The organism is Gelidibacter maritimus (genome assembly GCF_014062315.1).
GTDB lineage: Bacteria > Bacteroidota > Bacteroidia > Flavobacteriales > Flavobacteriaceae > Gelidibacter > Gelidibacter maritimus.
Window position 1 is genome coordinate 14,776 of record NZ_JACGLT010000008.1, and the last position, 24,627, is coordinate 39,402.

Consider the following 24,627-nt stretch of genomic DNA (forward strand, 5'->3'; position numbering starts at 1 on the left):
CTTTTTTTCATTTTTTTTGCATTTCATCCCAAAAAGGATGCGTTTCATCGAGGAAACGAGCGTTTGTGAAACCAATTAAAAACTATTCTTTCTGTAGGCTTTATACCATCTCTCGGGCGTTTTCCCTTGTGTAGCCTCCTTGTAATCCTCATGCATACAAGGTAATAACGTGTGTTTTTTTAATTTATTATTGACCTCTGGTAAAAATGGAATTTCGATCCACCAGCGACCTGTTTTAATACTTTTATAAAAAATGAGCTCATCATCATCAATTAGAACGCTAAACTTCTGATAATTTATAGCATCATTTAAAGGATCTTCATGAACCCTACAGTTAACACCTTCAATAAAATACCATAACATTTGCGCCACAAGCATTGCCGTAACATGATCTTCTTTTGAGTGCTGATATTCATAAACGCCAAAAGATGACACCTTATTACTTATCCCTGCATATCTTGCAATGGCACATATCTCCTTTCCATCCAAACCGTTTGGCGAAAACTTTTGTTGTGAAGACAGTTCTGAAGCTTTTACCGACTTCAGATCCACACTCACAATGTGGGCATCTCTCATAACAGGCTCCACTAAATTTATGGCATTTGAGACTTCTCCTAATCGATAAGCTTCAAAATGCAGTTTCTCCATCAAGTCTATTTCGTCTTGCGAATTGAAATAGGTTTGGTAACCTACGGTTGAATAGTTGAACAAGTTATAAGGTTGCTCTAAAATGATCTTCCCTAAATAACTATTGTTCTTAATAGGTAGGGCAGAATCTCCTAAATCAAAATTACTATCTACATTCACGATGTTGACCATGGGCAATACACCATCATAAGCTCTATAATTAGGATAGGTCAAATCTTGGCTTCCACCCAAAATAACCGGTATGATCTGCTTCTCGAGCAAAATATTAATTGTGGTACGAAGGGCAAAATAAGTGTCTTCAACACTATCGCCCTTTAGTATATCACCTAAATCAGCCAAATTGGTATGCCAATTGCCCGGAAACAAATTGTACAAGACCTTTCTTATATTATCCAACTGTACGTCAGAACCCATATAATTGACATCGTTTCTATTTTCAAGAACGCCAATGATGGCAATCTTTACATTATCGAGATCGGGAATACCATTCTGGTTGGAATGGATTCTCAACTTCTTACCTAATGCTTGTGGAGACAATAGCTCATTATGAGCTAAAACCTCATCAGAAACTGGCGACAAAAAATTAAAGGCCATGGATTACTTCTTTTTTGTGGTTGTTTTTTTCTTGGTCGCTTTTTTGGCTACTTTCTTTTTGGGCGCCTTTGCTTCAATCATCTTCTTTGCATCCTCCAAAGTCAATTTTGAAACGTCCACGGTTTTTGCCAATTCAATTTTGGTTTTACCCTTAATAATATTGTGACGTCCCCAACGGGCCTTTTCAACACGAATACCTTCGTCCTCCCAATTATGAATAACCTTGTCTATTTCCTTTTGAATTTTATCTTCTATCAATTGTACGATGTCCTTCTCAGATAGGTTATCCCAATCATATTTTTTATTAACGTTAATGAACATATTGTTCCATTTAATATAAGGCCCAAAACGTCCTTTACCTTTTTGTACCGGTAAATCTTTATACATATATATAGGAGCGTCTGCTTTTTCCTTCTCCTTAATAAGATCAATTGCCAAATCAAGCTCAACGTTTAAAGCTTCCATGCCTTTAGGAAGCGATACGAAATTATCACCATATTTAACATAAGGTCCATAACGGCCGTTATTTACTTCTACCGTCTCTCCTTTATATTCTCCCAATGTTTTTGGCAGCTGAAAAAGATCCATCGCCTCTTCATAGGTGATGTTGGACAGCTGCTGATCGGGAGATAAACTCGCAAACAACGGTTTTTCTTCATCATCAACGGTTCCAATCTGTACCATTGGCCCAAACTTACCCAAACGCACACTCACCTGTCGTCCTGTTTTTGGATCTTTGCCCAGGATGCGTTCACCAGATTCTCGTTCAGCATTTTCCTGTACATCCTTAACCTGCGGGTGGAAGTCTTTATAAAAATCCTTCATCATTTTTTTCCAATCCTCTTTCCCTTCAGCTATTTCGTCAAAATCAGCCTCCATTTTTGCCGTAAAATTATAATCCAAAATACTTCCAAAATGGTTCACTAAAAAGTCGGTAACAATCATTCCAATATCAGTTGGAACCAACTTCCCCTTATCTGATCCAACTTTTTCAGTCAGCTCCTTATCTTTTACTTTACCACCCTTTAGGGTCAATTGCGTATAATTTCGTTCAACACCTTCTACAGCCCCTTTCTCAACATAATTTCTATTCTGAATAGTGGATATGGTTGGCGCATAAGTAGATGGACGTCCGATACCCAGTTCTTCCAATTGCTTTACCAAAGATGCTTCCGTAAATCGGTATGGCGGTCTGGTATAGCGTTCAGTGGCTGTAATATAGGAGTTCATGAGAGTTTCATTCGTTCTCATTGCTGGCAACATCCCGTCTTGTTCAGAGTCTTCATCATCGGTGCCTTCCAAATACACTTTCAAAAACCCATCAAAAGTGATGACTTCACCATTAGCAGTAAATAACTCCTTATGGGTTGATGCACTGACTTTCACATTGGTGCGCTCCAACTCTGCTTCGCTCATTTGTGAGGCGATGGCACGTTTCCAAATCAAATCATAAAGTCTGGCCTGATCTCTATCTATTGTAACGTTATGTACGGAAAAATCAGTAGGTCTTATAGCCTCATGCGCTTCTTGGGCTCCTTTTGATTTACCCTTATAATTACGTGGTTTGCTATATTTAGAACCATAGGCTTCCTTAATTTCTGCTTGTGCACCTTTACGCGCTTCATCAGATAAATTAACACTATCTGTTCTCATATAAGTAATCAAACCGGCTTCGTACAAACGTTGCGCCATGGTCATAGTCTTGGAAACCGAAAAATAGAGCTTACGCGATGCCTCCTGTTGCAAAGTAGACGTTGTAAATGGTGCTGCCGGCGATTTTTTAGCTGGTTTTTTATCTAATTCAGCTACTTTAAAGCTGGCTGATGCATTCGATTCCAAAAACTTATAGGCTTCCTCCTTAGTCGCAAAATTTTTAGGGAGCTTAGCTTTGAAGCTTTGTCCTTCCTCATTGGAAAATTCAGCGTCAATCCTGTATGATGCTTCAGGTTTGAATTCTTGAATATCTCTTTCCCGTTCTACGATAAGCCTTACTGCAACCGACTGTACACGACCGGCTGAAAGTCCGCCTTTAACCTTGCGCCATAATACGGGAGACAGCTCATAGCCCACAATCCTGTCCAATACCCGACGTGCTTGTTGTGCATCTACGAGATGGTAGTCAATATCACGCGGATTTTCAATTGCTTTCTGAATGGCTGTTTTGGTAATCTCATGAAAAACAATACGTTTGGTTTTTGCTTTATCCAACTTCAAGGTTTCCGCCAAATGCCAGGCTATAGCCTCACCCTCCCGATCCTCATCACTCGCCAACCAAACCGTACTGGCTTTTTTTGCTAAGTCTTTCAGTTTTTTTACAACTGCTTTTTTATCTTTAGAAACTTCATATTTCGGATTAAAATTGCCATCAACATCAACGCCCAACTCATTTGAAGGTAAATCGGCAATATGTCCAAAACTGGACTCTACCTTATACTCTTTTCCTAAGAATTTTTCAATAGTTTTAGCCTTCGCAGGGGACTCGACAATTACTAAGTTCTTCACCATATTAATTTTTTTGTGGGTACAAATGTATATGAAAAATAATTATTCAACCTAGTTTAATAAATTTAACCCTATTTATCTGCGGTTAAACGAGAAAAAAAAGAATAAGAAAAGCCTGAAGATTCAATCAATTAAGGCATGCAATATAATTTTGTAACACCTCCTATAAACAGGCAAGCGGCCTAATTGCAAGACATGAGCTTCTTTGAAACTTCAATATAACTCACCTATTTGCGATGATCTTGGCATGTATAAGATTATTTACGCCATCACACCATAATAACGGCCAGTAAAACAACTCATTCATTAAACATCAAATTTATAGTGTCATGCTGCATAGAACCTTATTCATTGCCCATTTTATAGGCCTGTTTATAAATCCTACCGCGAAAATGATACAAATTAATCATAGGGTTAAATCACAATAAAGCTAAAATACTTGCTGCGTGGCATTATAACATTGAATAGGTATGGTATAGGTGACGGTTTAGAAGATTTCACCTTGTCCAATCTTGTCCAATTCACGCAATTGGTCAAAACCGACGACTCCTTTATATATATAATAGGTAGGATGATACATGAACGACGCAACAAAGAAACTTCCGAGTCCGCAGGTCATCATCGTCAACATCATGATTATTACATATGACACTAGAAACAGCCCAAATGTCAATATCCATTTTTTATTCCCCAGTCGGAAAGCGGATCCAATTATGTCGCCAATAGACCATTCTGGATTGAAAGCGAAGATTATTGTAAAAAACGATATTGGCACAAGCACATAGATCAACGGGATATAGAAGAATAAGCCTGCGGGGATTGCAATTAAAATGGCAACTAGCATTAATAATACTATTTTACCAAAGTATTGCCCTTTCATAAAGTAAAATAAATCAGAAGTTTTCACTTCACGACCTTCATCCAAACTTTTCAAAATCCTAAAAAAAGCTGCATGGAGTGCCATTTGAATGGCTGCAATGACCAATACACCTGCCATAAAGAAAATAACATAAACTATTGAAAACCCTGCAAAAAAACCATCCATTAAATTTGGATCCAATTGTCCCGAATCTGATTGATTAATAAGCGTGAGGATGAACGGCACATATAATATGATCATAAATGGCAACATCATGATCATGACAAACAATTGCATCAGGAAACCTTGTAGCCAACTTTTCTTAAATAACTCAATAGATTGATTAATAATAGTTCCAAAATCCAAATCTTTCGCATTGTTTACTTTTGCCTTAAATTCTGAAACTGTCATTGGTTGTATTTTTAGTAGATTCAAATCAAAGAAACCATAAATTTTTAACATAATCAAAACATTTTTATACACTGTCACTTTGTCACAATGATTAAATTAATCTTATCTTTGCAGTTGCTTTTTGAGCTAAGATAAAAACCCAGCAACAGACGTTTCAAGATACTTATGGAGAAAATTATTGACGAAAGCCAGCAAGGAAAAACTCTCGTACTCGAACAAAAATCAGAAAACACACGGAAACTTTTTATTGAAAGTTATGGCTGTGCCATGAATTTTAGCGACAGTGAGATTGTGGCTGCCATCCTTTTTAAAGAAGGCTACAACACGACTCAGACTTTAGAAGAGGCAGATCTGGTTTTGGTAAACACCTGTTCAATTAGAGATAAAGCAGAGCAAACCGTTCGTAAAAGACTGGAAAAATACAATGCGGTAAAACGCATCAACCCAAAAATGAAGGTTGGCGTTTTAGGCTGTATGGCGGAACGTTTGAAAAGCAAATTACTGGAAGAAGAAAAAATTGTAGATCTGGTTGTTGGCCCTGATGCCTATAAAGATCTTCCTAATCTATTGTCAGAAGTGGAAGATGGCAGGGAGGCCATTAATGTTCTCTTAAGTAAAGACGAGACTTATGGAGATATTTCACCGGTCAGATTAAACACTAATGGTGTTTCTGCATATGTTTCAATCACCCGTGGTTGTGACAATATGTGCACGTTTTGTGTGGTACCATTTACTCGCGGACGTGAACGCAGTCGTGATCCACAAAGTATATTAGAAGAGGTCAATGATCTTTGGAACAAAGGCTATAAAGAAATCACATTATTAGGTCAAAATGTTGATAGTTATTTATGGTATGGCGGCGGATTGAAAAAGGATTTTGAAAAAGCCAGCGAGATTCAAAAAGCTACAGCGGTTAATTTTGCCAAACTATTGGAATTATGTGCAAAAGCACAGCCTAAAATGCGTATTCGTTTTTCAACATCCAACCCACAAGACCTGACCTTGGATGTTATTGAAACCATGGCAAAATACAATAATATTTGCGACCATATTCATTTGCCAGTGCAAAGTGGCAGCAACCGAATTCTAAAGGCAATGAACAGGCTGCACACGCGTGAAGAATATTTCGAACTGATTGATAATATCAGACGCATTCTTCCAAACTGTGCAATTTCTCAAGATATGATAGCCGGTTTCCCAACAGAAACCGAGGCAGACCATCAAGACACCTTAAGTTTAATGGAGTATGTGAAATATAATTTTGGTTATATGTTCACCTATTCAGAACGCCCTGGAACTTTAGCCGAACGTAAAATGGAAGATGATGTTCCTGAGGCAGTCAAAAAAAGGCGCTTAGATGATATCGTCCAACTGCAAAGACAGCACAGTGAGATAAGAACAAAAGCTTATTTGAATACTACTGTTGAGGTTTTGATTGAGAGAGAATCGAAAAAATCAGATGCCGAATGGTCTGGAAGAACCTCACAAAACATAGTGGCGGTTTTCCCTAAAGAACATTATAATATTGGTGACCTGGTAAATGTAAAGGTGACGGATTGCACCAGTGCCACCTTGATCGGGGAGGCCATTGGTTACGCGGTCAATTAACAACAATCTTTCAGTTCCTATGACAAATATAACACCCTCTTTTTTAACACTAAATATTTAATTCTTTAATGGAATCAATTCAAGCCATAAAACAACGTTTCGGAATTATTGGGAATGACCCAAAACTCAACCGATCCATAGAAAAAGCGATTCAGGTTGCACCAACAGACATTTCCGTATTGGTCACTGGCGAAAGTGGCGTGGGTAAGGAGAGTATTCCAAAAATCATACATCAGCTATCACACCGTAAACACGGAAAATATATAGCGGTAAATTGTGGCGCGATACCTGAGGGAACGATTGATAGTGAACTTTTTGGTCATGAAAAAGGTGCATTTACAGGTGCTACAAATACGCGTGAAGGCTATTTTGAAGTGGCCGATGGTGGAACGATTTTTTTAGATGAAGTAGGCGAACTCCCATTAACTACTCAGGTCCGGTTACTCCGTGTCTTGGAAAATGGCGAATTCATAAAAGTAGGCTCCAGTAAAGTCCAAAAAACAGATGTTAGAATTGTAGCTGCAACCAACGTCAATATGTTTGAGGCTATTAAAAAGGAAAAATTTCGTGAAGATCTGTATTACAGATTAAGCACTATAGAAATCCACTTACCACCATTACGCGAGCGTAAGGACGACATTCATTTATTGTTTCGGAAATTTGCCAGTGATTTTGCTCTTAAATATAAGATGCCAACCATCAAATTGACAGATGAAGCGGTAGATGTTCTATTAAAACATCGGTGGAATGGAAATATTAGGCAGTTGCGAAACGCTGCGGAACAAATATCAGTCTTGGAACATACCCGAACCATAAATGCTACAACCTTAAAAGGGTATTTACCAAGTCAAGGAGATAACCTTCCAGCGGTGATCAGGACTTCAAAAAGTGATAGCGATTTTAGCAGTGAGCGTGAAATCCTCTACAAAGTACTTTTTGACATGAAGAGCGATTTGAACGATTTGAAAAAACTCACCATGGAACTCATGAAAAACGAGAATGCTCATGACGTTCAAAAGAAAAATGAAAGTTTGATCCAGAAGATTTATGGCGATGATGAAGCGGAAGATTACGAAGAGACCATTGAAGATATGGAAGTGTTGTCCATTCCTGAAAAAATGAGTCAGCTTTCTGACGCAATTGATGAATCGGCTGCAACGGATAAGTACCATTTTGCAGAAGAAGTTGAAGAAGAAGAAACTTTATCCTTACACGACAAGGAGCTGGAATTGATTAAAAAATCATTGGAGCGTCATCAAGGAAAACGTAAATTGGCCGCTGCCGAACTTGGTATCAGTGAGCGCACTTTATATAGAAAAATCAAACAATTCGATTTATAATCCAACGTTATACAATAAAAACACCTAAGTGAAAAAGTTCAAAATTTTAATACTTATCTTTAGTCTTGGTTTATTTTATAATTGTGGCTATTACTCATTTACGGGAATCTCATTACCCGCCGGAACCAGAACCTATCAGGTGAATTATTTTCAAAATGAGGCGCCTTTAATTGAACCAGGTTTAGAGCGCACGTTTACAAATTCATTGGCTGATTTAATTCAAAATCAAACCAGTTTGCAATTAGTCACTTCGGGAGGAGACATAACCTATGAAGGTGAAATCACAGAATACCGTATTTCCCCAACCACTGCCACAGCTGACAATACTGCTGCACAAAACCGTTTGACCATTGGTGTACGGGTAAGATATTATGAGCGGAACAATCCAGATAACGATTTGAACCAACAGTTTTCTTTCTTTTATGATTATCCGGGACAGGCGCAATTGGTAGGTGCACAGAAAGACACAGCCATTGCTGAGATTCTTGAACGGATAACACAAGATATTTTAAATGCCACCCTCGGCAAATGGTAACTTTATAAAGTGAACAAACAGGAATTTACATATCTACTTGCCCACCCTGAGCACCTTACCGACGGGCATACTACCATGGTAGGAGAGATTGTTGCGGAGTATCCATATTTTCAGTCAGCACGAGCATTGCATTTAAAAGGTTTGAAATCTAAAGGAAGTTTTAAGTACAATCAAGAGCTAAGAGTTACTGCGGCCTACACCACCGATAGAAGTATTTTATTTGATTTTATAACTTCAGAGGAATTCAACCAAAACGAAATATCGAATCTGATCAAGCAGAATACAGAATTACTGAAAGGGATTGAGGTCAAGGATGCTGATGATATTTCCGTTCATAAAAGCGTAACAATAGATGACGCCCTAAAACAGCACATTAAAGACACTGAAGGCGTTTTGGATCCTGAGTTATTTCAAGAGAAAACACCAATTGAGGCCACTACTCCTCTAGAGAAAGGGGCTGAAATAATTGACGTGGATGTCAAAAACATTCAACCCACTCCTGAAGAGCAATTGAATATTGGCAAACCTTTGGATTTTGACAAAAACGAAACCCATTCGTTTGCGCAATGGTTAAAGATGACCAGTTTTAAACCCATAGAACGAACGGCGGAAGACCCCATATCAGAAACACCATCTGAACACCTCGTTAGCCAAGCGCCCAAACCGGAAACTGGACTCGAGAAAAAATTAGATATTATAGATAAGTTTATAACGGCCAACCCTAAAATCTCTCCGGTTAAGCAAAAGACCTCTTCCATTAACTTGGCACAGACCCAGCTGGTAAAGAACGATAGCTTAATGACAGAGACCCTAGCCCGTATTTATTTAGAGCAGAAAAACTATGAAAAAGCAATTCAATCTTATAAGATTTTAATTTTGAAATATCCAGAAAAAAGTAGTTTCTTTGCAGACCAAATTAAAGCAGTAAAACAATTACAAGAAAATAATACCAAATAGCACATGAGTACGTTTACAATATTTTTAGTTCTTATCATCATCGTATCATTTTTATTGGTGGTAGTCATCATGGTTCAAAACCCTAAAGGAGGTGGCTTGTCTTCGTCTTTTGGTGGCGGTGGCAATCAGCAATTAGGTGGTGTTAAAAAAACAACCGACTTTTTGGATAAAAGTACTTGGGTTTTGGCAACAGTGCTATTGGTTTTGATATTAGTATCAAATATCACTATAGATGGTGCAACCGGTACAACAGAATCTAAGGCTTTAGACACTGAAGCTGCCACAAGTATTCCTGCACCAACTGCGCCTGCCACAGATAATGCAGTAACGCCAATTGACACGACGAACAATTAAATAAGTTCGACTTAAAATACTTAAAATGCCAACAAATTTTGTTGGCATTTTTTTGTTACTGAAACTTTGTCAGTCCGCAGCCCGTGGCACATTTTTCGCATCTACCTAATTCAATAAATAAAATTAATTAACCCTCATGCTTTGGCATGATTAAAACAAAAAATACAACTATGGGATTAAACATTAAGCCATTGGCAGATCGTGTTCTTATTGAGCCAGTTGAAGCTGAAACAAAAACTGCTTCAGGAATTATTATTCCAGACACCGCTAAAGAAAAACCTCAAAAAGGCAAAGTTGTGGCCGTTGGTGCTGGCACCAAAAAAAATCCAATGACTGTAAAAGTTGGAGAAACCGTTCTTTACGGTAAATATGCGGGAACAGAGTTAAAGCTTGAAGGCAAAGATTATTTGATCATGCGTGAGAGTGATGTTCTTGCAATCATCTAATTATTTAAGTCATTTCCGCAAAGGTGGAAATCTCATTTAAAATAAATCAATTACAAAACAAAAAATTATAATTATGGCAAAACATATATTATTTGATATTGAAGCACGAGACGGTGTTAGACGCGGTGTGGATGCATTGGCAAATGCAGTAAAAGTAACTTTAGGCCCTAAAGGCCGCAACGTTATTATTGGTAAATCTTTTGGTGCACCACAAGTCACTAAAGACGGTGTAACTGTTGCAAAAGAAATAGAATTAGAAGACGCTCTTGAAAACATGGGCGCTCAAATGGTAAAGGAAGTTGCTTCCAGAACCAACGATTTAGCTGGTGATGGTACAACTACAGCCACCGTTTTGGCACAAGCTATTGTTAAAGAAGGCTTACGAAACGTTGCTGCTGGTGCAAATCCTATGGATTTAAAACGCGGTATTGACAAAGCGGTTGAAGCTATTGTTGCAGATCTTGAAAAGCAAACCAAACAAGTTGGTGACTCTTCAGAAATGATCAAACAAGTGGCTTCTATTTCTGCCAACAATGATGATACTATTGGCGAATTGGTAGCCAAAGCGTTCAATAAAGTTGGAAAAGAAGGGGTCATTACTGTTGAAGAGGCAAAAGGCTTAGATACTTATGTTGATGTTGTTGAAGGTATGCAGTTTGACAGAGGGTACCTGTCGCCATATTTTGTTACCGATGCTGACAAAATGATTGCTGATTTAGAAAATCCTTATGTTTTACTGTTTGACAAAAAGATTTCAAATCTACAAGAAATCCTTCCAATTTTGGAGCCAGTTGCACAGTCGGGCCGTCCACTATTGATTATTGCTGAAGATGTTGAAGGCCAAGCCTTAGCTACTTTAGTGGTAAACAAACTGCGTGGTGGTTTAAAAATTGCTGCTGTTAAAGCTCCAGGTTTTGGTGACAGACGTAAAGCGATGTTAGAAGATATTGCCATTTTAACTGGCGGTGTCGTGATTTCAGAAGAAAGAGGTTTCTCTCTTGAAAACGCCGATTTATCCATGTTAGGTTCTGCTGAAACCATTACTATTGATAAAGATAATACCACTATTGTAAATGGTGCAGGTGAAGCAGCTAACATCCAAGCTCGAGTAAGCCAGATTAAATCACAGATTGAAACAACAACGTCTGACTATGACAAGGAAAAACTTCAAGAACGTTTAGCTAAGTTAGCAGGCGGTGTTGCAGTACTATATGTAGGTGCCGCAAGTGAAGTTGAAATGAAAGAAAAGAAAGACCGTGTTGATGATGCATTGCATGCCACAAGAGCAGCTGTTGAAGAAGGTATTGTTGCCGGTGGTGGTGTTGCACTTGTCAGAGCAAAATCAGTATTGGAGAAATTGACCACTGCAAACTTAGATGAAACAACTGGTGTTCAAATAGTAGCACGTGCCATCGAATCACCTTTACGCACCATCGTTGAAAATGCTGGTGGAGAAGGTAGTGTTGTCGTAGCCAAAGTTATGGACGGCAAAAAAGAATATGGTTTTGATGCAAAGACAGAAACTTATGTGGACATGCTGAAAGCTGGAATTATTGATCCTAAGAAAGTAACACGAATTGCATTGGAAAATGCAGCTTCTGTTGCTGGTATGATTCTGACTACAGAATGTGCTTTGGTAGACATCAAAGAAGATGAGCCATCAATGCCTCCAATGGGCGGCGGCGGCATGCCAGGCATGATGTAAGTCAAAACTTTAGACATCCCTATTATAGAAAACGCCTCGATTGAATCGAGGCGTTTTTGTTTTTCATGGGTGTTTCTTTAAAAGCCGGCCTTAAATAAGCTGAATTACAAAAGGTCATTATATACAGACCAAATGTAACACTTCATTTAGAGCATAACCATATTGATAAACTCCTATTGCTTGTCGTCTTTATGATCATCTCTTACCGCTTCATCTCTATACAAGCAACATTTGTGCAAGCTATGATAAGCTTCATCGGATGCTTTAATTTCTTTGGTATCATGACCCGCATCAGCAATACTTTGCTTAATGGTTTTCATACTGGTCTTTCTTTCGTCATAAATTAATTTCAGTTCGTGGGTATTGACGTCCCAATTGGCAATTTTTACACCTTTCGCCTTTATTGCTGCCTTTTCAATACGCTCTTTGCACATATTACATACACCATCCACTTCAATAGTGGCTTTAGCATTTCTATTCTGTGCGTAAGTGACACTTCCAACTAATACGAGTACTACGAATACTATTTTTTTCATAATGTTTGATTTTCATGCCCACGACGGTGAGCGTTTATTAATTTTTATTTTTTGCCTTCAAAGGAAGGAATTTATTAATAATTGTTTGATTCTTGAAATTTGCCACGAATACACAAATGTTTTCTAAAAAAATAGTGGTGAATTCGTGGCTAAAATTACTTAATTTTAAATCTCAATCCCGCATAGTACATACTTCCAAAGATAGGACCATAAACAAACGTTGTATCAAAATTCGCTCCAAAAGGATCATCTGCTCCTAAAATTGGTTGGTTCTGTCTCACATTGGTCATGTTTTCCCCACCTAAATATACTTCAAACTTCTCAGAAAACACTTTTGTCACTTGCGCATTAATTGTGCCAACGGTTGGTGTGTGCTCGGGTAATTGGTACGCCATAGGATTTGATGCTGTAGAAGTGAATCGCTGTTCGCCCAACCAGTTGTAGGTCACATCAAATTTCCAATGAGAAAAGCGCTCAGTCTTCTTCGTTTCATAAGAAACATTCCCAAAAACACGATGCTTAGATATCAATGGCTTTTCTAACTTTCCAGAATTGTATTGGGTCTTGATGTCATAAAATTTATAGGCAGTTCTTAAGTCAAATCCTTCAAAAACATTATAATTCAATTCCACTTGAAAACTGTTGGCATAACTTTCACCATCAAGATTATAAAAATTCACCTGCTGTGGGTTTTCATAATCTACCACAATCTGATTTTTGAAATCCGTTCTGTAGTAATCAAAGGTGATATCGGCTTTGTTTCCAAAGAGGTTAAAACCTTGCAAAAATGACATACCATAGTTCCACGCAATTTCAGGATCCAAACCATAGGCGCCTTTCAAACTGCCCAACGGTGTAGACCCGTCTATCAACAGTGTTCTTGAAGTGGCAAACACATTCTGATTCTCGGCAAAAATACTCGCGCTACGCTTACCGCGCCCAAACGACGCTCTCAATGCCGACTTCTCCCATGGCGTATAACGCGCATGAAATCGTGGAGTGACAAATGTTCCTAGCACATTATGCCTGTCAATACGGAGACCAGCGGTTAAATTTAAATCTTCAAGATTATCAAAATTATATTCCAAAAAAGCACCTATAGAGTTTTCTGTACGTTCAAAATCCTCATTAATCACCAATTCGTCATAATGATCATACGTATAACTGATTCCCGTTTTTATCTTATGCCTGGAATCACTGATAATGGAGTTGTATATTCCGTTAATATATAAGCTGTTGTGAAGAATATCATAAAGGCTCAACCCGAAATAAGAATCCTGTTTATGACTGCTAAAAGCGGTCTGAAAACTAACGGTTTGCCACGGAATATCTGGATTGACATAACCTGATTTCAAAGAAACATCAAATCTTCTGGTATCAATTTCACTTCCCCAGGCATTGGTTGTCAATTTATCTGTATCAGGATTAAAATTAAGCTGACCAGTTTGTTTTGAATCGTCCAAGAAACTGAAGTTAATGAAGCTCACAAAACCTTTCTCAGGATTTGTATATTGCCAACGGTTCATCACGTTGATTTGCTTATAAATAGGCATATCCATAAAGCCGTCGTCATTGACATCATGCTTTTTATTGTGTGTATTTCCGTGGACATATAAACCCGTGCTCCATTTTTCACTGACCTTGGTGTTCAAATGCACGTTAGCCTCCATCCGTTCGCTACTTGCACCATAAAGATTAACAAAGAGTCTGTTGTCGGTTGTCGGTTTGACCAACTCTGTATTGATCTGTCCGGCAATACTTTCAAACCCATTGACCACACTCCCGGCACCTTTGGTAATTTGTATGCTCTCAACCCAGGTGCCTGGTGTAAAACTCAGTCCATAAGCTTGAGAAGCTCCGCGTATCGTAGGGATATTTTCTGCAGTAATCAAAATATAAGGACTGGTCAATCCTAGCATTTTTATCTGTCGGGTGCCCGTTACGGCATCGGCAAAATTGACGTCAATTGACGGATTGGTTTCAAAACTTTCCGATAGGTTACAACAAGCTGCCTTCAACAATTCATCACTACTCACAAAGGTGACGTTGGCAGATTGCATATACGATTTTGAGGTAGCTTGTTTACGAGAGGTAACGGTAACTTCATCTAATTCGCTCGTCGATTTTAACGCGTGTTTAATGTATTTGGGAGCGCTGACCGTTAAGGTATCAGTTTTATATCCCACATAACTGATTACCAATTTAGTGAATCCTTTTTGGTATGGAATATTGAATTTCCCATCAATGTCTGTAGTTGCACCTACCGCTGAGTTCAGCCAATACACATTGGCACCCGGTAACGGAATGGCGTTATTTTGTTCTGTAATTTCAACTATGATTCCTTCAATGTTTTCCTGAGACCAGACAAGCATTGGTAGGAACATGAGGATATATAATAAATTTTTCATTGATAAATTAAAAGTGTTGTTATTTTGACCTAAAGCTCTTTAATTTGAAAGAATCTTGAAACAAACATGATTTTCTTAATTCGTTGATACGTGTAGCACCGGCATGAATAAAGAAGCCATAAGTCTAAAATAAGATTTGAGATTTTAAAGTAACTGAGATTGAACTATATAAAAAAGGAGCACAAGCATGCACTACACCTTCTTAAAAGTTTTGGAATCAAATTATAAAAACTTGATCCAAAATTTGGATGTCAGTAACCAATAGTGGTGGAGAATAATTCTTATGCGGAATGAACTGTACTGGCAGTCCTTCAAAAAGATTATAATAAGAATAATAGAATGTGACCAGAACAATTTGCTGATCATTGTGCAGGTCTTCAAATATTGCTTTTTTGAGGCTATCTTGACCTCTGATCACTTCAACCTCCTCTTTACAGCAAGATTTCTTTTCTGCCATAGCCAGAACTTCAAGATTGCAGCAAGACTCAGCCTTAGAAAAAATAGCAGTATCAATCAAAACATCCCCACAGAAATGCTTTTCCAGTGTAAATGTAATCGTGGACAACAGCACCAACCATGCAATGGCCATTGAAAAACCTTTATGGATATTTTCTTGATACATAGATGCAAAATTACAAAATATTGTCATCTTTTCCATAAAACGAAAAAACTTAACTTTTTTTCGATTTCAATTGCTGATAATAAAAAGCCGGCAATAATAACAGTAAAAGTAATGGCTGTATCAAGAAACGTCTGATATTGAAAAAGATATAATAGTCCTCTTGTCTTGGGTTCACTACAAAATACAAGAAAAACGTCAAGAGTATAAAAAATGAAACAACATAGATAAGTGCTGAAAATTGGACCACACCCCAATCCTTAAAAAATATATAGATAATGCTCAGTGAAATTACCGAATTCAGGAAGTATCTAAGCGCCGTGAAGAGTGTCAATTTTAAAACTTCGCGACGCGGATTATCGATGTACAGGTAATCATTCTTAAAAAACGTCAAATACGGGTCGTAGAATAATTCGTTCTCAAAAGCACGTATGAGGATCAAGAACCCAAATAGTACCAAAAGCGCAATCATTTTTACAACATTACTCATTACGTCTTGCTTATATTTGAAAATCTATTGACCCAAAACATCCATAGCAGAAAAACCATTCCATAAATGATCAACGGAAAAATGACTGTATGCAGCTCCTCTCTTCGCCATGGATAGTGATATAAGCCAATCGATAAAATCACAATTCTTAAAAGATTTACGATATATATAAGTACACTGCCTCCTAAAATATAGAAAAAGGTAGTTTTAAACTTTCCTGCAAATGCAATTATAAAGGAAGCAAACAAAATAATAACGCTTATAGAATTGCACCCCTCAACCACACGCGCCAAATATTTGCCATTGATTATAAGCTTCATTGAGGGCTCATCAGGATGTTCTGCAATTTGCGAATCATAGCCAAAGGTATGCAACAATTCATTGCTTTGTTTGGCAACCAAATTAGTTAGATAATCAGGGTAATACACTGAGCCTTCAGATAAATCTAAATACAGCATATAGGCAAAAGTCAATACGCCATAAACCAACAGAAAGGTCAGGATAAACTTAATAACCGATTTGTACTTTATGATCAGATCCTTCAAGAATTCAAAATTTACTTTAGGTTGTTAAAAATATACAAAAAGCCGATTGAAGCGGCACATTTTAAATACTTTTACCAAAACTTTTAAACAATGACCTTAAACGAACTCAAACCGCAAATAAACACGATAATTTCTGACACCAATACATCCGTTGATAAACAGTTGTTAGCTATCTGTGAAGTTCTTGAATCGAACGTTCCGTATTATAACTGGGTTGGATTTTACTTTAGAAATGGAAATAAGGAAGAATTAAAATTAGGGCCTTATGTTGGTGAGCCTACAGACCATACCATAATTCCGTTTGGAAAAGGCATTTGCGGACAGGTGGCAGTGAGCAATGAGAATTTCGTAGTTCCAGATGTCTCCGCACAGGACAATTATATTGCCTGCAGCATCACGGTAAAGTCTGAAATTGTTGTTCCGATATTTGTCGATGGCCACAATATTGGTCAAATTGACATTGATTCCAATACCATAGACCCGTTTACGGAAGCTGACGAGCGATTTTTAGAATTTGTATGTGCTCAAGTGGCTTCAATTTTATCATAGATAGCCATGTAAATGTGCCAAACGCCGATAAATTATGCTAAATCTGTTGGCGTATGGTATTTACAATTGAGGTTTTTGAATTACATCCCCGTACGGATCGCTTCAACAGGATCTAACCTTGATGCCGAAATAGCAGGAATTACTCCAGAGATCAATCCGATTATTGTTGATAGGATAAACCCTAAAAACATATTTCCTGCAGAAAGCACAAATTCGAAATCGCCCGTAAATTGCGAGGCAATCAAAGATCCAATCCAAACAAAAAACAGTCCTACAAGTCCGCCAATGACCGCTAAAATGACCGCTTCAAATAAAAACTGAAATAAAATAAATCGGTTTTTGGCACCGAGCGATTTTTGTATCCCAATAAGATTTGTACGTTCCTTTACGCTCACAAACATGATATTTGCAATTCCGAAACCACCAACCAATAAAGAGAAACCACTAATAATCCAACCCATGATATTCATTGTCCCGATGATCCCATCAATAGCGTCTGTAAACCCCGACATCTTATTTACAAAAAAGTTATCAGGCTCTCCTGCTTTTAAGCCTCTATAAATTCTAAACCTTTGTTTCAAAATCCCTTCAAATGCTCCCATGTCCACACCTTTTTTCGGTTTAATAATGACTGCTCCAGGGATACCGTCAACCCCACCGGTTTGAAAACGACGGACAAAATTAGCGGGAACATAGCCCTTATCATCTGGACTGCCTCCAAGCCCTGCACCCATTTTTTTCATCACACCAATAACCGTCAGCCTCCGTCCGTAGACCCTAATCTGCTTGCCGATTGGGTTTGATTGTCCAAACAAATTTTCTGCAATGGAGTGCCCTAAAACTATAACAGGAGCTCCATTTATTGATTCTGACTCTGTATAAAAGCGGCCCTCTTCAATTTTAATGTTCTCAATCTCATAAATTTCGTTAGACACAGGTGAAATATCTACTCCAGAAATCGTTTCTGCACCATATCTTACCGTTTGTGGGCTTCCAAAAATAACGTATGCAGAAGCAGCAATATCTGGCACATTTCGTCTTATAAAATCAAAGTCGCTGTATTCAGTTTGAGGAAAGTTATCGCGTTGCCATCTTGGAACATCAGTGGGGCCAAAGGAAAATTTCGTTAGATACATGGTGTTTTTATCCAAACCCGAGAGTTGATCTTGAATATTTCTATCTAACGAATCTACCGCTGCCAATACTGCAATAATTGAAAAAATACCAATTGTAACACCCAATAATGACAAGAAAGTACGCAGCTTATTATTAGTAAGTGCATTTATGGCAAATGAAAAACTTTCTTTAAATAAGCGTAAGTAAAGCAGCATGTAATTTTAGTAGTTTTAAAACGATTTTAAAGATAGGACGTTTGCGACAATAATTTGTTACAAAAAACATAAATAAACTGCCTCTGGTTACCTCAAATTGTCTTCAATAATATGTACTTTTGCGCTTTAAAAATCAGTATTTCATTAAATTATCATTATTCCATCGCCTTCGTTGGATTATGAGGCCAAACCAAACACACAATACAATGCACAACAAAACCATTTCATCTGCCTTGATCTCTGTTTTCAGCAAGGACGGATTAGAACCTATTGTTAAAGAATTAAACCAGTTAGGCGTTACTATTTACTCTACAGGTGGCACTGAAAAATTCATAAAAGATTTGGGTGTCAACGTCATTCCGGTAGAAGATGTAACCTCCTATCCTTCCATCTTGGGCGGTCGTGTCAAAACTTTGCATCCTAAAGTTTTTGGTGGTATTTTAAACCGTCAGAACAATACTCAAGATGTGGCTGAATTGGCTGAATTTTCAATTCCTCAAATTGATTTGGTCATTGTTGATTTATATCCATTTGAAAAAACGGTAGCTTCAGACTCAAGTCATGAGGATATCATCGAAAAAATTGATATAGGAGGTATTTCCCTAATCAGGGCGGCGGCAAAAAACTATTCGGATGTGGTTTGTGTTTCTTCGGTTGAAGATTACAGTGAGTTTTTGGAACTCTTAAAAAGTAAAAAAGGAGAAACCTCAGATGACGACAGAAAACGTTTTGCAGCTAAGGCTTTTAATGTATCCTCACATTATGACACAGCCATTTTTAATTATTTCAACAAGAATCAACAGGAAACGGTTTTTAAAATCAGTGAGACCAGCGGTAAAGCGTTACGTTATGGAGAAAACCCTCATCAAAAAGGTTTTTTCTATGGAGATTTTGATGCCATGTTTACCCAACTTCATGGAAAGGATTTGAGCTATAACAATCTGCTGGATGTGGATGCGGCGGTAAATTTGATGAATGAATTTAAAGGCGAAGCGCCAACCTTCGCTATTTTAAAACATAATAATGCTTGCGGATTTGCGCAAAGAGACACGTTGCATCAGGCCTATGTGGATGCTTTGGCGGGTGATCCTGTTTCGGCTTTTGGTGGCATTTTAATTGCAAATACAGAAATTGACAAGGCAACCGCAGAGGAAATCCACAGTTTATTTTGCGAAGTGGTCATAGCGCCTAGCTTTTCCGCGGAAGCGAAAGAAATTTTAGAAGGTAAAAAGAATAGAATCCTATTGATCCAAAAAGAGATAGCGCTTCCAAAAACTACCGTAAGAACGTGTTTAAACGGGGTGCTGGTACAGGATAAAGACAATAAAACAGATGCTATATCTGATTTAAGTTATATGACCAACAATAAACCTTCGCAAAACGAGTTAGAAGACTTGATCTTTGCTTCCAAAATTTGCAAGCACACCAAATCCAATACGATTGTATTGGCAAAAAACAAACAATTACTTGCTAGTGGAACTGGGCAGACCAGTCGTGTGGATGCTCTTAACCAAGCCATCCATAAAGCAAAATCTTTCAACTTTGATCTGAAAGGTGCTGTTATGGCAAGTGACGCATTTTTTCCGTTTCCTGACTGTGTGGAAATTGCAAAAAATGCAGGTATTACTTCAGTAATTCAACCTGGAGGTTCCATAAAGGATGAGTTGAGTATTGATTATTGCAACCAGAATAATGTGTCCATGGTATTTACCGGAACACGGCATTTTAAGCACTAAACCGGATCAAACTGAAAAGCCATTATAACTGACATTGAAAATGAACAAATACCAATGTAATATAACCTTTGATATTTATGAAGTTTTACTACATTTACAACAATATCAACAAACAAACTAATATCAACCTAAATAATCAACAATATAGATGGGATTTTTTGATTTCTTAACCGAAGAAATAGCCATAGATTTAGGAACCGCAAATACCTTAATTATCCACAATGACAAAGTTGTTGTCGATAACCCTTCAATAGTTGCAAGAGACCGAATTTCAGGAAAAATAATTGCTGTTGGAAAAGAAGCCAACATGATGCAAGGGAAAACGCATGAAAACATTAAAACGATCAGACCACTGAAAGATGGGGTTATTGCTGATTTTGATGCCTCCGAACAAATGATCAGTTTGTTCATAAAAAACATTCCTGCTTTAAAGAAGAAGCTCTTCTCTCCTGCTTTACGTATGGTGGTGTGTATTCCATCAGGAATTACTGAAGTGGAAATGCGCGCCGTAAAAGAATCCTGTGAGCGCGTTAACGGTAAGGAGGTTTATCTGATACACGAACCCATGGCCGCAGCTATTGGTATTGGCATTGACATTATGCAACCAAAAGGGAACATGATAGTAGATATAGGTGGCGGAACTACAGAAATTGCAGTCATTGCCTTAGGTGGTATTGTTTGCGACAAATCTGTTAAAGTTGCTGGTGATGTATTTACCAATGACATTGTATATTATATGCGTACACAGCACAACTTATATGTTGGTGAGCGTACTGCCGAAAAAATTAAAATACAGATTGGTGCCGCTACTGAAGATTTAGAGTTACCTCCAGAAGAAATGAGCGTTCAAGGGCGAGATCTTTTGACCGGAAAACCTAAACAGGTACAAATTTCTTACCGAGAAATTGCAAAGGCGCTTGACAAATCCATTTTACGAATAGAAGACTCTGTCATGGAAACGCTATCTCAAACCCCGCCAGAATTGGCCGCAGATATTTACAACACTGGTATTTACCTTGCAGGTGGAGGCTCCATGCTTAGAGGTTTGGATAAACGTTTATCTCAAAAAACAGATTTGCCGGTGTATATTGCTGAAGATCCTTTAAGAGCCGTAGTTAGAGGAACGGGAATTGTATTAAAAAACCTTCCTAAATTCAAAAGTATATTGATAAAATAGTAAGTTTAAATGCAACAAATCATAAACTTTGTACTTAGGAACAAAACTTTTTTGGTGTTTTTGTTGCTTTTTGGCTTGTCTCTATTTTTTACAATCCAATCGCATTCCTATCACAAAAGTAAATTCATAAACTCTTCCAATTTTGTGACGGGTGCGGTTTATCAAACCGCCAACGGCATAGGCCAATATTTTAATTTGATCAAGGAAAACAAAGCCTTGCTTGAGGAAAATCGAATGCTAAAGTCCATAGTTCATAATTTGGATGTAGACACCATACGATCTGACTTTAAGGACAGCTTAAAATTGGATGCGCATTTCAAGTTTCGGACTGCCAATGTTTATAAAAACAGCTACTCACAATCCGCTAACTATCTGACCATTAACAAAGGGAAAAAAGATAGTATTGAAGTTGATTATGGGGTGATCACGTCTCAAGGGATTGTTGGTATTGTTGAAAATACATCTCAAAATTACGCATCAGTATTATCAATTTTAAATACCCGCAGCCGTATCAATGCCCAATTAAAAAAGACCAATCATATTGGTTCGTTAGTATGGAATACGGAATCTCCTGAGTTTGCGCAACTCATTGATATTTCAAAGTTTGCGCCCGTTGCCATTGGCGACACGATCATGACCGGCGGGCAATCTACCATTTTCCCGAAAGGTATTTTAATTGGTACGGTCAACTCGTATAATATTGACAGTGGCGGCGACTCGTATATTGTAAACGTCAAATTGTTTAATGACATGACCAATATTGGCCATGTGTATGTGATTGAAAACTTACAGGCCGCTGAATTAAAATCGCTTCAAAAGCCAAAAAATGACTAAGTTAACTTTAAATTTAGCCGCTAGGTTTATCGTATTGGTTTTGGTTCAAGTTTTGATCTTTAACCATATCAATTTTTTGGGATACATCAATCCGTATATTTATATCCTATTCATCATACTATTTCCTGCAAACAACAACCGAACCTTATTTGTTTTCTTAGCATTTTTATTAGGTTTTAGTGTGGACGTTTTTTCAGATTCAGGAGGAGTCCATGCCGCTGCCTGTGTCACCTTGGCCTATATAAGACCTATCTTCTTGAAGTTTTCTTTTGGAACGATCTATGACTATCAATCCATAAAATTCAACCAAACCGATTTTAGCAGTAAATTCACCTATTTCACCGCATTGATATTGATCCATCATTTAATTATGTATTCCTTAGAAATTTTTAACATTTCTAAAATAATTTTAATACTTCAAAAAACGTTATTCTCAGGGATTTTCACTATAATACTTTGTTTGATTATCACCATACTTTTTAGCCCTAAACGTAAATGAGAAAATTGCTACTGCTTTCAACGATTACTTTGGTAGGGTTGATTTTTATTGCACGCTTATTTTATTTACAAGTGTACAATGAAGACCCTTACAACTTGCTGGACGACAATGCCATCAGGAAGGTTTATGACTACCCTAAACGTGGTTATATCTACGATAGAAATGGCAAACTATTGGTAGCCAATCAACCATCTTACGATGTGATGTTTATTCCGCGGGAAGTAAAACCATTGGATACTCTGGAGTTGTGCAACCTGTTAAATATCAGTAAGGAAGATTTTATTAATTTTTATAATAAGGCGTATCGGTATTCACCACGGCTACCTTCTGTTTTTATTCCACAACTTTCTAGAATGGAATATGCGGTTCTGCAGGAAAAAATAAGGAAATACGAAGGGTTTTATATTCAAAAGCGATCGTTGAGAGATTATCAAACAACTATTGGAGCTAATGTCTTGGGAGATATTGGAGAAGTCAACAATTATATTATTCAAAACGAACCCTATTACAAAAGTGGCGATTTGATTGGCAAACAAGGTGTTGAATTATCTTACGAAGAGGAGTTGCGTGGTGTTAAAGGGATAAAATTTATACAAAAAGACCGCTTCAATAGAGATATTGGCCCCTATAAAGAGGGCATTTATGATACTTTACCAGAACCAGGAAAGGATATTAGTATTACCATTGATTCTGACCTTCAGGAATACGGCGAGCTTTTAATGCGGCATAAACACGGTGGTATCATTGCTCTTGAGCCAAGTTCCGGTGAAATTCTTGCCATGGTATCAGCTCCTTCCTATAATCCCAATCTATTGGTTGGACGCCAACGATCTCGAAATTTCACCAAACTTTACAATGATACTATTGCAAAACCTTTATATGACAGAAGCCTAAAGGCGCAATATCCTCCTGGATCTCCTTTTAAGGTGATGAGTGCTTTAATAGGCCTCCAAGAAGGAGTAGTGACTACGCAAGATCAATTCTCTTGTAGACACGGTTATTATTTAGGCAGCAGACGGTTGACGGCATGCCATAGCCATGTGAGTCCGATATCCATGAATCAAGGTATTGCCCAGTCATGTAATGCATATTTTGTTAATGTCTATAGACGTATTATTGATAAGTATGATAAACCTTCTGAAGGGATGGATGTATGGAGCAACCATGTGAAAAGCTTTGGACTTGGCGACTATTTAGGCTATGATCTGAAGATTGGAAACAAAGGCCGAATTCCAGATGGAGCATTTTATGATAAGTGGTACGGCGAAAACCGCTGGTCTTCTACCTATAATATTTCTAACTCTATTGGACAAGGTGAGGTGGAGACTACACCCATTCAACTGGCAAATATGGTGGCCGCCATTAGCAATAGAGGCCATTATTATACGCCTCACATTATAAAAAGTATTGAAGGCGATACCATAGACGAAAAATACACCACGCCTAAGCACACCACTATTGATAAAGCGCACTTTGAACCTGTGGTACAGGGTATGTTTGATGTTTATAACACCGGTACTGCATATAATCTTCGCGTGCCTGGAATTGATATTTGTGGTAAAACAGGAACTGCCGAAAACTTTATGAGGATAAATGGGAAACGAACTCAATTGACCGATCATTCCATTTTTGTGGCCTTTGCGCCTAAGGACGATCCTAAAATTGCTATTGCTGTTTTTGTTGAAAATGGTTATTGGGGCAGTCGGTTTGCAGGGCGTATAGCAAGTTTAATGATTGAAAAATATATTAGAGGCGAGGTCACGATGGAAGCCATGGAAAATTGGATTCTCACCCATAGTTTGGAAAACGAATATGCAAAACCATATTCAGGAAAAGAATTTGGAATTAACAGACAATCCGCGCTGCAGGTTATTGACAGGATAACCAAAGACACTGTTATAAATCCGGTAAGCACGCGTAAATCACCATTTAACCAATAAATAG

At 37.8% G+C, this 24,627-nt stretch carries 22 protein-coding genes; 13 read left to right on the forward strand and 9 right to left on the reverse strand.

The features are described 5' to 3' along the window. Nucleotides 1-75: 75 nt before the first annotated feature. The 3 genes from H3Z82_RS11070 to H3Z82_RS11080 all read right to left on the reverse strand — a co-directional run bounded on the left by H3Z82_RS11070 (nucleotide 76) and on the right by H3Z82_RS11080 (nucleotide 5,014). Nucleotides 76-1,242 (reverse strand): formimidoylglutamase, encoded by a 1,167-nt coding sequence (locus H3Z82_RS11070; RefSeq protein ID WP_182205574.1) that lies wholly within the window; start codon nucleotides 1,240-1,242, stop codon nucleotides 76-78. A 3-nt stretch (nucleotides 1,243-1,245) separates the two neighbouring features. Next, entirely contained in the window at nucleotides 1,246-3,747 is a 2,502-nt protein-coding gene (gene topA, locus H3Z82_RS11075) for a type I DNA topoisomerase (protein WP_182205575.1), read from the reverse strand. Between the two features lie 484 nt (nucleotides 3,748-4,231). Then, complete coding sequence (locus tag H3Z82_RS11080; RefSeq protein WP_182205576.1) at nucleotides 4,232-5,014, reverse strand: hypothetical protein; 783 nt, start codon at nucleotides 5,012-5,014, stop codon at nucleotides 4,232-4,234. Nucleotides 5,015-5,179: 165 nt separating this feature from the next. Here H3Z82_RS11080 and miaB point away from each other — a divergent pair, with 165 nt between their 5' ends. The 7 genes from miaB (at nucleotide 5,180) to groL (ending at nucleotide 11,959) form a co-directional block, all read left to right on the forward strand. Next, nucleotides 5,180-6,622 carry a tRNA (N6-isopentenyl adenosine(37)-C2)-methylthiotransferase MiaB gene (gene miaB / locus H3Z82_RS11085; protein WP_182205577.1) on the forward strand — a complete coding sequence of 481 codons (1,443 nt, stop codon included), beginning with the start codon at nucleotides 5,180-5,182 and terminating at the stop codon, nucleotides 6,620-6,622. A 68-nt stretch (nucleotides 6,623-6,690) separates the two neighbouring features. Continuing rightward, nucleotides 6,691-7,962, forward strand: a complete 1,272-nt coding sequence (locus tag H3Z82_RS11090) for a sigma-54 interaction domain-containing protein (RefSeq protein ID WP_182205578.1) — start codon at nucleotides 6,691-6,693, stop codon at nucleotides 7,960-7,962. Between the two features lie 28 nt (nucleotides 7,963-7,990). Next, nucleotides 7,991-8,497 carry an LPS assembly lipoprotein LptE gene (lptE, locus tag H3Z82_RS11095; protein WP_182205579.1) on the forward strand — a complete coding sequence of 169 codons (507 nt, stop codon included), beginning with the start codon at nucleotides 7,991-7,993 and terminating at the stop codon, nucleotides 8,495-8,497. A gap of 9 nt (nucleotides 8,498-8,506) precedes the next feature. Beyond that, a complete protein-coding gene (locus tag H3Z82_RS11100) occupies nucleotides 8,507-9,454 on the forward strand; it encodes a tetratricopeptide repeat protein (RefSeq protein ID WP_182205580.1) in 948 nt (315 codons plus the stop codon). A 3-nt stretch (nucleotides 9,455-9,457) separates the two neighbouring features. Beyond that, a complete protein-coding gene (secG, locus tag H3Z82_RS11105) occupies nucleotides 9,458-9,808 on the forward strand; it encodes a preprotein translocase subunit SecG (protein ID WP_182205581.1) in 351 nt (116 codons plus the stop codon). 170 nt (nucleotides 9,809-9,978) lie between these two features. Then, entirely contained in the window at nucleotides 9,979-10,254 is a 276-nt protein-coding gene (locus H3Z82_RS11110; RefSeq protein ID WP_182205713.1) for a co-chaperone GroES, read from the forward strand. Nucleotides 10,255-10,327: 73 nt separating this feature from the next. Beyond that, a complete protein-coding gene (groL, locus tag H3Z82_RS11115) occupies nucleotides 10,328-11,959 on the forward strand; it encodes a chaperonin GroEL (protein WP_182205582.1) in 1,632 nt (543 codons plus the stop codon). Between the two features lie 173 nt (nucleotides 11,960-12,132). Here groL and H3Z82_RS11120 read toward each other — a convergent pair whose 3' ends face one another. The 5 genes from H3Z82_RS11120 to xrtF all read right to left on the reverse strand — a co-directional run bounded on the left by H3Z82_RS11120 (nucleotide 12,133) and on the right by xrtF (nucleotide 16,557). Then, nucleotides 12,133-12,495: a heavy-metal-associated domain-containing protein gene (locus H3Z82_RS11120; RefSeq protein WP_182205583.1), complete on the reverse strand. Its 363-nt coding sequence runs from the start codon at nucleotides 12,493-12,495 to the stop codon at nucleotides 12,133-12,135. A 155-nt stretch (nucleotides 12,496-12,650) separates the two neighbouring features. Then, entirely contained in the window at nucleotides 12,651-14,903 is a 2,253-nt protein-coding gene (locus tag H3Z82_RS11125) for a TonB-dependent receptor (protein ID WP_182205584.1), read from the reverse strand. A gap of 217 nt (nucleotides 14,904-15,120) precedes the next feature. Then, nucleotides 15,121-15,561, reverse strand: coding sequence for an HYC_CC_PP family protein (locus H3Z82_RS11130; protein ID WP_317172449.1), 441 nt, complete (start codon nucleotides 15,559-15,561; stop codon nucleotides 15,121-15,123). A gap of 13 nt (nucleotides 15,562-15,574) precedes the next feature. Next, on the reverse strand, nucleotides 15,575-16,012 hold the full coding sequence (locus H3Z82_RS11135) for an exosortase F system-associated membrane protein (protein ID WP_182205585.1): 438 nt from the start codon (nucleotides 16,010-16,012) through the stop codon (nucleotides 15,575-15,577). Continuing rightward, nucleotides 16,012-16,557 (reverse strand): exosortase family protein XrtF, encoded by a 546-nt coding sequence (xrtF, locus tag H3Z82_RS11140; protein WP_182205586.1) that lies wholly within the window; start codon nucleotides 16,555-16,557, stop codon nucleotides 16,012-16,014. The genes H3Z82_RS11135 and xrtF overlap by 1 nt, the downstream gene beginning before the upstream one ends. Nucleotides 16,558-16,647: 90 nt before the next feature. Here xrtF and H3Z82_RS11145 point away from each other — a divergent pair, with 90 nt between their 5' ends. After that, nucleotides 16,648-17,106 carry a GAF domain-containing protein gene (locus H3Z82_RS11145; RefSeq protein ID WP_182205587.1) on the forward strand — a complete coding sequence of 153 codons (459 nt, stop codon included), beginning with the start codon at nucleotides 16,648-16,650 and terminating at the stop codon, nucleotides 17,104-17,106. Nucleotides 17,107-17,186: 80 nt separating this feature from the next. Here the strand turns inward: H3Z82_RS11145 and H3Z82_RS11150 are convergent, their stop codons facing one another. After that, entirely contained in the window at nucleotides 17,187-18,437 is a 1,251-nt protein-coding gene (locus tag H3Z82_RS11150; protein WP_182205588.1) for an ABC transporter permease, read from the reverse strand. A 206-nt stretch (nucleotides 18,438-18,643) separates the two neighbouring features. Between H3Z82_RS11150 and purH the strand changes: the two genes are divergently transcribed. The 5 genes from purH (at nucleotide 18,644) to mrdA (ending at nucleotide 24,623) form a co-directional block, all read left to right on the forward strand. Next, complete coding sequence (gene purH, locus H3Z82_RS11155) at nucleotides 18,644-20,173, forward strand: bifunctional phosphoribosylaminoimidazolecarboxamide formyltransferase/IMP cyclohydrolase (protein WP_182205589.1); 1,530 nt, start codon at nucleotides 18,644-18,646, stop codon at nucleotides 20,171-20,173. 148 nt (nucleotides 20,174-20,321) lie between these two features. Continuing rightward, the gene (locus H3Z82_RS11160) at nucleotides 20,322-21,350 is read left to right on the forward strand and encodes a rod shape-determining protein (protein ID WP_182205590.1); all 1,029 of its coding nucleotides are present in this window, start codon (nucleotides 20,322-20,324) and stop codon (nucleotides 21,348-21,350) included. A gap of 9 nt (nucleotides 21,351-21,359) precedes the next feature. Beyond that, nucleotides 21,360-22,184 carry a rod shape-determining protein MreC gene (gene mreC, locus H3Z82_RS11165; protein ID WP_182205591.1) on the forward strand — a complete coding sequence of 275 codons (825 nt, stop codon included), beginning with the start codon at nucleotides 21,360-21,362 and terminating at the stop codon, nucleotides 22,182-22,184. Further along, nucleotides 22,177-22,683: a rod shape-determining protein MreD gene (locus tag H3Z82_RS11170; protein ID WP_182205592.1), complete on the forward strand. Its 507-nt coding sequence runs from the start codon at nucleotides 22,177-22,179 to the stop codon at nucleotides 22,681-22,683. The genes mreC and H3Z82_RS11170 overlap by 8 nt, the downstream gene beginning before the upstream one ends. Next, nucleotides 22,680-24,623, forward strand: a complete 1,944-nt coding sequence (gene mrdA / locus H3Z82_RS11175; RefSeq protein ID WP_182205593.1) for a penicillin-binding protein 2 — start codon at nucleotides 22,680-22,682, stop codon at nucleotides 24,621-24,623. Before H3Z82_RS11170 ends, mrdA begins: the two co-directional genes overlap by 4 nt. Nucleotides 24,624-24,627 lie beyond the last annotated feature (4 nt).